The following is a 12840-nucleotide window of genomic DNA, read 5'->3' as shown; positions in this document are numbered from 1 at the left end:
GATTATCACAGGTGGTACGACGGCAGCATCGCCATCGGGCCTACATAAAGCAGGCCCAATGTGCAACGCGGTTTAGTCTTTGTCCGACGGCGAAAGCGTCACGGAGGAGAGGTAGTTCAGCAGCGCGATGTCGTTTTCTACGCCCAGCTTCATCATGGCCGATTTCTTCTGGCTACTGATGGTTTTGATGCTGCGGTTCAGCTTCTTAGCAATCTCCGTCACCAGGAAACCTTCAGCAAAGAGACGCAGGACTTCGCTCTCTTTTGGTGACAGGCGCTTGTCGCCGTAACCACTCGCGCTGATTTTCTCCAGCAGGCGAGAGACGCTTTCCGGGGTAAACTTTTTGCCTTTTTGCAGCGCTGCCAGCGCTTTTGGCAAGTCTGTCGGCGCACCTTGCTTCAGTACGATCCCTTCAATGTCCAGATCCAGCACGGCGCTCAGAATCGCCGGGTTGTTGTTCATGGTCAGCACGATAATAGCCAGACCTGGGAAATGGCGTTTGATGTACTTGATAAGCGTAATGCCATCACCGTACTTGTCTCCAGGCATGGAGAGGTCGGTAATCAGTACATGTGCATCAAGTTTCGGTAAGTTGTTAATTAGCGCAGTGGAGTCTTCAAATTCGCCAACAACATTAACCCATTCAATTTGCTCCAGAGATTTACGAATCCCGAACAGCACAATCGGATGGTCATCGGCAATAATTACGTTCATATTGTTCATGTAAAGGCTACCTTGCTACAGCAAGCTCTTGACGTAGGCGTCAATGTCGCTGATGTATTTTTCTATGCCTGACGCATCTTTTTCACGAATCAGATGCTCAAGCGATTCACATAACTGCTTGCCAGGTACCAGATTTAGCATGGCAAACACACCCTTAAGGCGGTGAGCTGTCTGTGCCAGTGCGGCAAAATCCTTCGCCGCAGACTCAGTATACAGCCTGCTAACATCTTCCGGTACCGTATCCACAAACAGAGCATAATAGCCACTGGCCTGAAGCTCGGCACTTTCATCCCCGCCCAGCGGCGATTCCGTCACTTCTTCCTGCGCCAGTTGCTCTTCAATAAGCTGGAGTACGGCATCCTGCATGGCGTTGCTCATGTTAAAGTTCACACGCAGCTGACTTGGGCCAATTTTGCGTATCCCAGCCTCATCATCGCTTAAAAGCAAGCCCGAAGCAGTAAGATTAGACGGATTATCTGTTAAAAATAGGTCAAATTCTTGACTTGTGGCGCGCTCATCGGGGCTGATGCAGGTGGCCCCCCAGCTTTCAAGCTGACGGGTGACAATATTGCGGACCTCGTTTGAGGTGATATCGACCATCGCCACCACATCATCGAGCAGCTGTTCCTCGGACTCCACGTCCTCTTCGCGCACCGGCATTTTGACATGCAGTGTGTAGCGCGTGCCCAGCGACTCTCGTGCCTTAATATTAAGGTGACCGCCAAGCTTTCGTGCCAGCTGATCGCACAGCCAGAAGGTGAGGGCGTTAGCTTTGCCGTAGCGGTCTGACTGGGTGTCGTTCAGATACGGGAAGTGCAGATTATCGACTTCACCGTGGGACACGCCGTTGCCGGTATCAAGAATGCGGAAGGTTAAACGCTCCTCCACCGACTCATCGGCATTCACCTCAAGGGTAATTTTGCCTATCTGCGTGGTGGTTACCGCGTATTGGATCAGCAGCAGCAGAATGCGGCGCAGCGCATCGCGGTCGCCGTGACGCTGCTCTTTTGCCGGAAGCTGGTTATTGATCAGTAGCTGCAGCCCTTTACGCTTAATCGACGGCAGGACTTCAGGCACCACTTCGTCGATAAGCTCCTGCAGGGAGAACTGTGTGGACGATCCTTTCCAGCTGTCGTTTTCCAGCATATTAGCGAGCTGAATTTCATCGACCAGCCGTACCAACAGGTCGGCGTGGTTCGCGAGCTTCTGGCCATCTGGCGTATCAATGGTGCTGGCCTCGGCGGCGAGCGCTTTGATTGGCTGCTTCAGCGTATCGCTGATGTTCTGCATAAATGCCGCGCGGCCCTGCTGGTTCTTCTCATACAGACGCTGGGCCTGTTTGAGCTTCTTATTCACCAGAATTTCCCGGTCCTGATCGCGAATAATGAAAATCTGGGTGCGTGGTGAGACCTGGCTGCGGAACTGACGAATCTCATACAGTTCATTATTGATGGTGGCCTGAATCACCCCCTGATGCTGATCCGCCATGCTGGTGATATTTTGCAGGTTAAGGTGCGGCAGCAGATGGTCAGCAATTTTGTTGCTGATTATCGTTCGGTTCGACTCTTGATCGTGTACCAGTAGCCCCAGCGGCAGTAACGAGACTATCTCTTCATTTATTGCACGCAGTACGCGCAGTTCATTATTGGTACTTGAAGAGGGGGCGCTGTTGCTGCTGCCGCGCGTAGGCAGATTACGGAACGTCGAGTAGCCGAACAGCGCCAGCGCTAGCAGCCCAATGTTCAGCAGCAGTGGCAGCATGATGTTCTGGAAGGTATCGAGCAGCAGCGTGCCAAACGGCACCTGCCACACCAGACGCATGCCGGTGCCATTCAGTGCCGAGGTTATTTCAATGCGTGAGCTATTAAAGTTGATAGAGACGCTGTCGCTCGCGTCTTTTTCCTGAGCGCGCTGGGCGTTCTGCGTTGGGTCTGGTTCAAGGCGGAAGCTGTCCAGCGACATGGTTGGCGGCACCAGATCGTTAATCGGCAGATCAAAGGCGACGACGGTTGCCAGATGCCCCGGCTGGTTGAAGGTGGTGCGCAGGGTAAAGTAGCGGCCGTTCTGCCAGGCAAGGCGGCGCAGTGACGAGAAGGTTTCGCGCTCATCCAGGGTGTTGGCCTGCTGTAGCATCTCGGCGCGACGCGAGTCGACGATACTGCCTACGGTCGACTCTTTAAAGCCGGAGGAGAGATCTTTTAACGGTAGGGTCGAGATAAGTATCAGGCTGTTATCCTGGCCGTTGAGATAGTACATCGACCAGGGCACGTTCTCCGCGCCCCACAGGGTATCCAGATAGGTCGACATGCGTTGGGTGATATCGAGCGTGGCGCTATCGTGCGAACCAAAAATCAGCGCTTCGGTTTTACGGCGTGGTTTTTCAAGATAGTAAACATCCTGCTTTAAGCGGGTTTCCTGCAGGCCATCGACGGGCGGGGTATTGGTGTTGGCGGCGATGTTGTCGTAGATCTGCCAGGTGGTATAGCGCCAGGTGTCGATACGTTTATGTATGGCATGCGTCATATCGACAATCTGATAGCTCTTATCTTTAAGCCACGCGTTGACCGCGCTTTGAATCATCACGCCCATTGTGACCAGCAAAACGATGATCATAAGAAGAAAGAAACGGGTGATGCTGCCTGGAAGCAGAGAGAATTTCGTCGGGCTCATCTTGTCGGACTGACTCATTGGCGTGTGTAACCCATCATAACGGCATCTGAATGAGGACTGGCTCAAGCCTGAATCGGCATTGAGATGTGAAAATCCTGTTTTTGCATTGCTGGCAGTATATACAAAAAAGTCGCCAGGATGCACCAACGCGGCAAATTCCACAGGTAAAAGAGGGCGGTAATGTTCGGTGGATGGCACCACATAATATGGGCGGTGAGCAGAAATAGTTTGTTGCGGAATAATTGTACAATGTAACATTTATTGTACAGTTATTTACGAATAATGCCGAAAAAATAGCACTAAATAACAAGACATTATTATTTCAATGCCTGGCTAATGTAAGAAATGGTATGGGATTTGATTAGTTAATAGTCGTTACAATTTACGCGCGGTAGCACACTGAGATTCAGTTTACGTAAAGAAAGGTAAAAAAAACCGGACGCGAAGCATCCGGTGGAAATAGGGGTAAACAGACATTCAGAACTGAATGACGGTAATAAATAAAGTTAATGATGATAGCGAGGACTATTTTAGTTGTAGGTGAAAGTTTTGTTTTACCATTCAGTGCTATACCAGATCTGTTTTTTAACTCATTGATTTGATGAATTTATTTTTTTTGATTTTGATTATTAGTGCTATTTTTCCTGGCTTTTTGTGCTTATAAAAGTTCCCTGGGATTTACATTATGAAACATCTATGTGGATAAATGAAACATTTGAATGATTTTCGTATCATATTCTTATTGGATTATTCTATTTTTTACAGCACAATGGGTCTGCCGACTGATTAATGAGGGTTAATCAGTAAGCAGTGGCATATATAAAGGCATATATATAACAACAGAGGGTTAATAACATGAAAGTTAAAGTACTGTCCCTCCTGGTACCAGCACTGCTGGTAGCGGGCGCAGCAAATGCGGCTGAAATTTATAACAAAGACGGCAACAAATTAGATCTGTACGGTAAAGTCGACGGCCTGCACTATTTCTCCGATGACAACGGTAGCGACGGCGACCAGTCTTATGTTCGTCTGGGCTTCAAAGGTGAAACTCAGATCAACGACCAGCTGACCGGTTACGGCCAGTGGGAATACAACATCCAGGCAAACAACACCGAAAGCGCTTCTGACCAGGCATGGACCCGTGTTGGTTTCGCCGGTATCCGCGTTGCTGACGCAGGTTCTTTAGACTACGGTCGTAACTACGGCGTTGTTTACGACGTGACTTCCTGGACCGACGTTCTGCCAGAATTCGGCGGTGACACCTACGGTTCTGACAACTTCATGCAGCAGCGTGCTAACGGCGTTGCAACCTACCGTAACACCGACTTCTTCGGTCTGGTTGATGGCCTGAACTTTGCTCTGCAGTATCAGGGTAAAAACGGCAGCGCTTCTGGCGAAGGTTCCACCAACAACGGTCGTGACAATGCTCTGAAACAGAACGGTGACGGCTTCGGCGGCTCCCTGACTTACGATCTGGGCGAAGGCTTCAGCGTAGGTACTGCGATCTCCAGCTCCAAACGTACTACCGACCAGAACAACCTGGTTTACGGTCACGGCGACAAAGCGACCACCTACTCCGGTGGCGTGAAATATGATGCGAACAACATCTACCTGGCCGCTCAGTACACCCAGACTTATAACGCGACCCGATTCAGCGGTAGCAAAAGCGATACTAATCCTAATCCTATCAGCGGTTATGCTGACAAAGCACAGAACTTCGAAGTGGTTGCACAGTACCAGTTCGACTTCGGTCTGCGTCCATCCATCGCTTACCTGCAGTCTAAAGGTAAGGACATCAACGGTGCTGGCGGCAACTTCGGCAACCAGGATATCCTGAAATATGTTGATGTGGGTGCGACCTACTACTTCAACAAAAACATGTCTACCTACGTTGATTACAAAATCAACCTGCTGGATGACACCGAGTTTACTCGCCGCGCGGGTATCTCTACCGACAACATCGTAGCACTGGGTATGGTTTACCAGTTCTAATTCGGTTTCGACCGAGACAAAAGGGGCCTTTTGGCCCCTTTTTTAATGTCTGATTTCAGCTAATTAGTGTACTCTTGCGCCGATTGCAGGAGGGTAATAACCGATGGAAATGACTTTTTTACGCACGATGCTGCTAGGCATCGTTATTTTGCTGGCAGGCTGTGACAATACCAGCACGCCTGCTACCCCAAAAGCGCAGGTGACCGTACTTGATGGTAAAACCATGGGCACGTTCTGGCGGGTGAGCGTGGTTGGTATTGATCAAAACAGGGCAGAAGATCTGCGTCAGAAGGTGCAGACGCTGCTCGATGGCGACGATCATCTGCTGTCGACCTGGAAAAGCGACTCGGCGCTGATGCGCTTTAACCACTCGCAAAGCACCACCCCATGGCCGGTGAGCGAAGGGATGGCGGATATTGTCACCGAATCGTTGCGCATCGGGCAGAAAACCCAGGGGGCGATGGATATTACCGTCGGGCCGCTGGTCAATCTCTGGGGTTTTGGCCCGGATAAACAGCCGGTGAAAACCCCCACTCAGGCGCAGATAGATGCTGCTAAAGCGCGTACCGGGCTGCAAAACCTGACGGTGATTAACCGCGCGGGCCAGCAGTATCTGCAAAAGGCGATCCCCGATCTGTATGTTGATCTCTCGACCGTGGGCGAAGGGTACGCCGCCGATCATCTGGCGCGCCTGATGATCGTCGAGGGGATCTCCCGCTATCTGGTCTCGGTGGGCGGTGCGCTGGTGAGTCGTGGGATGAATGCCGATGGCCAGCCGTGGCGTGTGGCGATTCAAAAGCCAACCGACCGGGAAAACGCGGTGCAGGCGATTGTGGATATTAACGGCCACGGGATCAGCACCTCCGGCAGCTATCGTAACTACTATGAGCTGGATGGTCAGCGCATCTCACACGTTATCGATCCGCAAACCGGGCGGCCGATTACCCATAAGCTGGTGTCGGTCACCGTGATTGCGCCAACCGCGCTGGAAGCCGACGGCTGGGATACTGGCCTGATGGTGCTCGGCACGGAAAAAGCCCAGCAGGTGGTGCGTGAGCAGGGGCTGGCGGTCTATATGATCATGAAAGAGGGTGACGGCTTCACCACCTGGATGTCGCCGCAGTTCCGTGCGTTCCTGGTCAGCGGGAAAAATTAAAAAGCAAGATTGCGGGTTTTTTAATTCCTCCTTTTGGTCACAGTGATGGTTACACTAAAAGGAGGAGCCCGTTATGACATCTCATACCCTACATACCGATGATGACCGCTGGCAGGCGGTGATGAATCGCGACGCCCGCGCCGATGGTCAGTTTGTTTTTGCTGTACAGACCACCGGTATTTTTTGTCGCCCGTCCTGTCGTGCCCGTCACGCGCTGCGCCAGAACGTCCGATTTTATCCCAATGCGCAGGCTGCGCTGGAGGCCGGATTTCGTCCCTGCAAGCGTTGCCAACCAGATAGCCTTTCTCCCGAACAGCAGAAAATCGACAAAGTTGCCGAGGCCTGTCGGCTGCTGGAGCAGGACAGCCCCGTCACGCTTGAGGCGCTGGCTGAGGCGGTTGCCGTCAGCCCTTACCATTTCCATCGTCTGTTTAAATCCGTCACCGGCATCACGCCAAAGGCCTGGCAGCAGGCGTGGCGCGCGCGTCGGCTGCGCGATTCACTCAGCGACGGCGAGCCTGTCACCCAGGCGGTGCTGGCGGCGGGATTCCCTTCAAGCAGCAGCTACTATCGTCAGGCTGACGAGGTGCTGGGAATGACGGCAAGTGCCTATCGCCACGGGGGAAAAGCCGCCGGGATTCATTATGCGACCGATAGCTGCGAACTGGGCCGCTGCCTGGTGGCGCTGAGCGATCGCGGAATTTGCGCGGTGCTGCTGGGGGATGATGACACCACGCTGCTGGCGGAACTGCGGCAGAGCTTTCCGTCTGCCCACTTGGCGGCAGCGGATGCATCGTCTCAAGCGCAGATTCAGGCCGTTATCGCCAGTCTGAATCAGCGTTCAACACCGCTAACGCTGCCGCTGGATATTCGCGGCACGGCTTTCCAGCAGCAGGTCTGGCAGGCGCTGCGCGCCATTCCAACCGGTGAAACCCGCAGCTATCAGCAGATAGCCGACGGCATTGGCAACCCGAAAGCCGTGCGGGCGGTGGCCGGGGCCTGTGCGGCAAACCGGCTGGCGATTCTGATACCGTGCCACCGAGTGGTGCGCGGCGACGGCAGTTTGTCCGGCTATCGCTGGGGCGTGACGCGTAAAGCGGCGCTGCTGGCGCGTGAAAAAGAGCAGGAGCGGTGATGCTGGATCTGTTTGCTGATGAAGCGCCGTGGTCAGAGCCGCTGGCGCCGGGTGCCGTCGTTCTGCGCCGCCTGGCACGTGAACAGAGCGATGCGCTGCTCGCCGCTATGGCGCAGGTTGCCGCCGTCTCGCCGTTTCGCCACATGGTGACGCCGGGCGGGTATACCATGTCGGTGGCGATGACCAACTGCGGGCCGCTTGGCTGGAGTACGGACAGCCGCGGCTACTGCTACGCCGCCATCGACCCGCTGACCGGGCAGCCCTGGCCAGCTATTCCGGATGTTTTTCTCCGCCTGGCGAAGATGGCGGCGGGTCAGGCCGGATACCCCGAATTCAGCCCCGATGCCTGTCTTATCAATCGCTACCAGCCGGGCGCAAAGCTGTCGCTGCATCAGGACAAAGATGAAGCACGGCTGGATGCGCCGATCGTTTCCGTTTCGCTGGGATTACCGGCTACCTTCCAGTTCGGCGGGTTAAAACGCAACGATCCGCTGCAGCGCGTCTGGCTGGAGCACGGCGATGTCGTGGTATGGGGCGGTGCGTCCCGGCTGTTCTACCACGCCATTTTACCGCTTAAAGCGGGCAGCCACCCGCAGGTGGGCGCCTGGCGCTATAACCTGACGTTTCGCCGTGCTGCTCAATGACGAATAAAAATAAGAATTATTCTTGATGTCGTTGCTCAGCAGTTTACACTGCTGGCTGTTTTTCTTGCTCTGGTTGCTGTTATGGAACTTCTTTTACTCGTCTGGCGTCAGTACCGCTGGCCCTTCATTGGCGTTATCGCGCTAAGCCTGCTGAGCGCGGCGCTCGGTATTGGACTCATCGCCTTTATCAACGTGCGTCTGATTGAAATGGTCGACACCAACCTTACGGTGCTGCCGGAGTTTCTCGGGCTGCTGCTGCTGTTGATGGCCGTGACGCTGGGCTCCCAGCTGGCGCTGACGACGCTGGGGCATCATTTTGTGTATCGCCTGCGTCGTGAATTTATTAAACGTATTCTCGACACTCAGGTGGAACGCGTGGAGAAGCTTGGCAGCGCCTCGCTGCTCGCGGGCCTGACCAGCGATATTCGTGCTATCACCATTGCCTTCGTGCGCCTGCCCGAACTAGTGCAGGGGATTATCCTGACCGTGGGCTCTGCCGCCTATCTGGCGATGTTGTCGACTAAAATGCTGCTGATAACCGCACTATGGATGGCGCTGACCATCTGGGGCGGTTTTATGCTGGTGGCGCGCGTCTATAAGCATATGGCGACGCTGCGTGAAACCGAAGATAGCCTCTATAACGACTATCAGACGGTGCTGGAAGGGCGCAAAGAGCTCACCCTGAACCGCGAGCGCGCGCAGTACGTGTTTGAACAGCAGTTCACGCCGGACGCAAAGGCTTATCGCCACCATATTATCCGCGCCGATACCTTCCACCTGAGCGCCGTTAACTGGTCGAATATCATGATGCTGGGCGCGATTGGCCTGGTGTTCTGGATGGCAAATGGCCTGGGCTGGGCCGACACTAACGTGGCGGCAACCTACTCCCTGACGCTGCTGTTCCTGCGTACGCCGCTGCTGTCGGCGGTAGGGGCATTGCCAACGCTGCTGAGTGCCCAGGTCGCGTTTAACAAGCTGAATAAATTCTCGCTGGCACCGTTCCGCGAGCCGTTCCCGCAGCCAACGGCGCACCCGAACTGGCAGACGCTGGAGCTGCGCGATGTGACCTTCCACTACGAAGACAACACCTTCGCGGTCGGCCCGCTGAACCTGACGCTGAAGCGCGGCGAAATGGTGTTCCTGATTGGCGGTAACGGCAGCGGTAAATCGACGCTGGCGATGTTGCTGACCGGGCTGTATCAGCCGATTTCCGGGCAGATCCTGCTCGACGGCCAGCCGCTGGCGGCGGATAAACCGGAAGACTATCGCAAGCTGTTCTCCGCGGTGTTTACCGACGTTTGGCTGTTTGAACATCTGCTGGGGCCGGAAGGTAAACAGGCGAAACCGGAGCTGGTAGAGAAGTGGCTGGCGCAGCTGCAAATGAGCCACAAGGTGAAGCTTGAGGATGGGCGAATTCTCGACCTGAAGCTGTCAAAAGGGCAGAAAAAGCGCGTGGCGCTGCTGCTGGCGCTGGCGGAAGAACGCGACATCATTATGCTTGATGAGTGGGCGGCCGATCAGGACCCGCATTTCCGCCGCGAGTTTTATCAGGTGCTGCTGCCGCTGATGCAGCAGATGGGCAAAACGATTTTTGCCATCAGCCACGATGACCACTACTTTACCCACGCAGATCGCCTGCTGGAGATGCGTAACGGTCAACTGAGCGAACTGGTGGGTGAGGAGCGCGAGCGCGCTTCCCGCGATGCCGTTGCGCGTACCGCCTGATTTTTTTAGCCGCTTTGCTGATTTTTTCAACGCCTAAGCGGCTTGTTTAACTTTTTTTATATTCCCCCGCGCTATGCTTAATGCGCTCAATCATCCGATTGGGCGCACTTTCAGGAATAAGGATTATTCATGTCTCTGTTGAAGAAGAACAGTGCCCGCCTGCGCGATGAAGAGCGCCAGCGGCTCATCTGGCTGCTGACCACCGATAAAGCGGTGACTTCAGCGCTGCTGGGCAAGCTGACGCTGGCCGAGCAGTATGATGAGGGCACGCTGGTTGATGACCTTGCGGAAGTGGGCGCGCTGGTGGCGCATCTGCCGCCGCCGGACCTTGCCGATACCCTGGAAGCGCTGCCGTCAGAAGAGCGTCACGCGCTGTGGAACATGGTTGAAGATGACCGGCGCGGGAAAGTGTTGCTGGAAGCATCGGAGAACGTCTGGGACGACCTCATTGAAGATATGAGCGACCGGGCGTTGCTCGATGCACTGCAAACGCTGGATATCGACGAGCAGATCTACCTGGTTCAGCACCTGCCGCGTGATCTGACCGGGCGCCTGCTGGCCTCGATGGATCCCGCTGAACGTGCGCGCGTTCGCCAGGTCATGAACTATGCCCACGAACAGGTGGGCTCGATCATGGAGTTCGAGGTGATCACCATTCGCCCGGACGTCACGCTGGCCTCGGTGCAACGCTTTTTGCGTCGGCTGGGCAAAATGCCGGAGAACACCGACAAACTGTTTGTGGTAAAGCGCGACCAAACCCTGATTGGCGAACTGGAGCTTAAAACGATCCTGCTGAATGCGGCGGAACGCTACGTTCATGAAGTGATGGAGGCCGATCCGGTCGCGTTTCACCCGGAGGAGCGATCGGAAAGCGTCGCCCGTACCTTCGAGCGTGACAACCTCATCAGCGCCGCGGTGATTGACTCGGAAGGCAAGCTGATGGGGCGTTTGACCATCGATGAGATCGTTGACGTGGTCTACGAAGAGACCGACAGCGATCTGCGCCGCATGGGCGGCCTGAGCAGTGAAGAAGATGTGTTTGCGCCGGTGATGAAAGCGGTAAAAACCCGCTGGGCGTGGCTCGCTATTAACCTCTGTACCGCTTTTATCGCCTCGCGCGTGATCGACGGTTTCGAACATACCATCTCGCAGCTGGTGGCGCTGGCCTCGCTGATGCCGATTGTGGCGGGGATTGGCGGCAATACCGGTAATCAGACCATCACGATGATCGTGCGCGCGCTGGCGTTACAGCATATCCAGCCGGGCAACTTCTCGTTTTTGATTCTGCGTGAAATGGGCGTGGCGCTGATTAACGGCATCGTCTGGGGCGGCATTATGGGCACCGTCACCTGGTTATTGTACGGCGACCCACATCTGGGAGCCGTGATGACCCTGGCGATGATCCTCAACCTGCTAGTGGCCTCGGTGATGGGCGTGCTGATCCCGATGATCATGGCCAAGCTGGGGCGCGACCCGGCGGTCGGCTCCAGCGTGATGATCACCGCGATCACCGATACCGGCGGCTTCTTTATTTTCCTGGGGCTGGCGACCGCGTTTCTGCTTTAAGTTTTGCGCGGTGCTTCAGGCGGGCAGGGACGACGACCATCATCATGATGCCCGCCAGCACGCCAATTGCCAGATTTCCCGTGCTGACCGTCGCGCCGACGGTGACCAACATCACCAGCGTTTCCGGCCACGGCGTGCGCTTCAGCGTGCCTGGCTGCAGGCTGTGCCAGTTAAAGGTTTTGAAGGCGACAATCACCATAATCCCCGCCAGTACCGACATCGGGATTTTTGCCATCACTTCGCTTAAGGCGGTGACCAGCAGCAGCAGTACCAACGCTGCCGCGATGGTTGATATCCGGGTGCGGCCTTTGCCCATCTCCACGTTCACGATGGTCTGACCGATCATGGCGCATCCGGCGATGCCGCCGTAGCAGCCTGCCAGAATATTCGCGAAGCCGAGACCCGCGCTCTCACGCGTTTTGTTCGATGGCGTGACGGTGAGGTCATCGACCAGCTTCGCGGTTAGCAGCGACTCCATCAGGCCAACAAAAGCAATACTCAGCGCGCACGGCCAGATAATCTGCAACGTTTCAAGATTCATCGGCACCAGCCACTGGGTGAAGCCCGGCAGCCCGCCGCTCATCGAACCTTCATCGCCGACGGTTGGCAAAATCTGCCCGCTGGTGACGGTATAGAGGGTGAGCAGGACGACGGCGATAAGCGGTGACGGAATGCTTTTCATCACGCGTGGGAGCCACAACACGATGAGTATCGTGGCGGCAAACAGCGCGACAATCAGCGGGCTACGGCTCCAGAAGTGGGGAACCTGAGCGAAGAAAATCAGAATGCCCAGCGCATTCACAAACCCGGTCATCACCGACTGTGGAATAAAGCGCATCAGCTTTGCCATCCCGCAGGCGGCAAACAGAATTTGAATGATACCAGCCATCACCACGGCAGGCAGGATGTAAGCAACGCCGTGCTGATGTACCATCGGGCCGATCACCAGCGCCACGGAACCCGCCGCGGCGGTGACCATCGCCGGGCGGCCGCCGAGAAACGACATCGACAGGCACAGCACCACGGAGGCAATCAGACTGACCTTTGGATCAACGCCTGCAATCACGGAAAATGAGATAACCTCGGGGATCAGCGCCAGCGCGGTAATCACGCCCGCCAGAACTTCACGCGTCAACATGGAAGGTGACGTCAGGACGGTAAGCAGAGAACCAGAAAGAGGGGAGGGAGAAGCGTTTGACATAGGGTATTCACAGGTTATCGATGGCGGG

At 55.2% G+C, this 12840-nt stretch carries 9 protein-coding genes; 6 read left to right on the top strand and 3 right to left on the bottom strand.

The genetic code is table 11. The features are described 5' to 3' along the window. Window positions 1–72: 72 nt before the first annotated feature. Together rcsB and rcsD are read right to left on the bottom strand one after the other, a co-directional pair. Window positions 73–723 (bottom strand): response regulator transcription factor RcsB, encoded by a 651-nt coding sequence (gene rcsB, locus V6944_RS02720; RefSeq protein ID WP_333497785.1) that lies wholly within the window; start codon window positions 721–723, stop codon window positions 73–75. 15 nt (window positions 724–738) lie between these two features. Beyond that, a complete protein-coding gene (gene rcsD, locus V6944_RS02715) occupies window positions 739–3411 on the bottom strand; it encodes a phosphotransferase RcsD (protein ID WP_333497784.1) in 2673 nt (890 codons plus the stop codon). Window positions 3412–4248: 837 nt separating this feature from the next. On the opposite strand from rcsD, the gene V6944_RS02710 reads away from it, so the two are divergent. From V6944_RS02710 to mgtE, 6 genes are all read left to right on the top strand, one after another. Continuing rightward, window positions 4249–5385, top strand: a complete 1137-nt coding sequence (locus tag V6944_RS02710) for a porin OmpC (protein ID WP_333497783.1) — start codon at window positions 4249–4251, stop codon at window positions 5383–5385. Window positions 5386–5488: 103 nt separating this feature from the next. Next, window positions 5489–6541: an FAD:protein FMN transferase ApbE gene (apbE, locus tag V6944_RS02705; protein WP_333497782.1), complete on the top strand. Its 1053-nt coding sequence runs from the start codon at window positions 5489–5491 to the stop codon at window positions 6539–6541. 73 nt (window positions 6542–6614) lie between these two features. Further along, window positions 6615–7676: a bifunctional DNA-binding transcriptional regulator/O6-methylguanine-DNA methyltransferase Ada gene (gene ada / locus V6944_RS02700; RefSeq protein WP_333497781.1), complete on the top strand. Its 1062-nt coding sequence runs from the start codon at window positions 6615–6617 to the stop codon at window positions 7674–7676. Beyond that, window positions 7676–8320, top strand: coding sequence for a DNA oxidative demethylase AlkB (alkB, locus tag V6944_RS02695; RefSeq protein WP_333497780.1), 645 nt, complete (start codon window positions 7676–7678; stop codon window positions 8318–8320). Before ada ends, alkB begins: the two co-directional genes overlap by 1 nt. Before the next feature lie 81 nt (window positions 8321–8401). Further along, complete coding sequence (locus V6944_RS02690) at window positions 8402–10045, top strand: multidrug ABC transporter permease/ATP-binding protein (protein WP_333009654.1); 1644 nt, start codon at window positions 8402–8404, stop codon at window positions 10043–10045. Window positions 10046–10174: 129 nt separating this feature from the next. Next, window positions 10175–11611 (top strand): magnesium transporter, encoded by a 1437-nt coding sequence (gene mgtE / locus V6944_RS02685; RefSeq protein WP_333497779.1) that lies wholly within the window; start codon window positions 10175–10177, stop codon window positions 11609–11611. Here mgtE and V6944_RS02680 read toward each other — a convergent pair. After that, a complete protein-coding gene (locus V6944_RS02680) occupies window positions 11574–12812 on the bottom strand; it encodes a SulP family inorganic anion transporter (RefSeq protein WP_333497778.1) in 1239 nt (412 codons plus the stop codon). The two genes, mgtE and V6944_RS02680, sit on opposite strands and share 38 nt — an antisense overlap. Window positions 12813–12840 lie beyond the last annotated feature (28 nt).

The sequence above is a fragment of the Kluyvera sp. CHPC 1.2972 genome (assembly GCF_036759925.1).
Taxonomy (GTDB): Bacteria; Pseudomonadota; Gammaproteobacteria; order Enterobacterales; family Enterobacteriaceae; genus Kluyvera.
This window is presented reverse-complemented; position numbering and strand designations above follow the sequence as displayed.

What these genes read in the sequence shown, in the direction of transcription:
- rcsB (WP_333497785.1), bottom strand. Translation starts at nt 723, where the DNA reads ATGAACAATATGAACGTAATTATTGCCGATGACCATCCGATTGTGCTG.
- rcsD (WP_333497784.1), bottom strand. Translation starts at nt 3,411, where the DNA reads ATGAGTCAGTCCGACAAGATGAGCCCGACGAAATTCTCTCTGCTTCCA.
- V6944_RS02710 (WP_333497783.1), top strand. Translation starts at nt 4,249, where the DNA reads ATGAAAGTTAAAGTACTGTCCCTCCTGGTACCAGCACTGCTGGTAGCG.
- apbE (WP_333497782.1), top strand. Translation starts at nt 5,489, where the DNA reads ATGGAAATGACTTTTTTACGCACGATGCTGCTAGGCATCGTTATTTTG.
- ada (WP_333497781.1), top strand. Translation starts at nt 6,615, where the DNA reads ATGACATCTCATACCCTACATACCGATGATGACCGCTGGCAGGCGGTG.
- alkB (WP_333497780.1), top strand. Translation starts at nt 7,676, where the DNA reads ATGCTGGATCTGTTTGCTGATGAAGCGCCGTGGTCAGAGCCGCTGGCG.
- V6944_RS02690 (WP_333009654.1), top strand. Translation starts at nt 8,402, where the DNA reads ATGGAACTTCTTTTACTCGTCTGGCGTCAGTACCGCTGGCCCTTCATT.
- mgtE (WP_333497779.1), top strand. Translation starts at nt 10,175, where the DNA reads ATGTCTCTGTTGAAGAAGAACAGTGCCCGCCTGCGCGATGAAGAGCGC.
- V6944_RS02680 (WP_333497778.1), bottom strand. Translation starts at nt 12,812, where the DNA reads ATGTCAAACGCTTCTCCCTCCCCTCTTTCTGGTTCTCTGCTTACCGTC.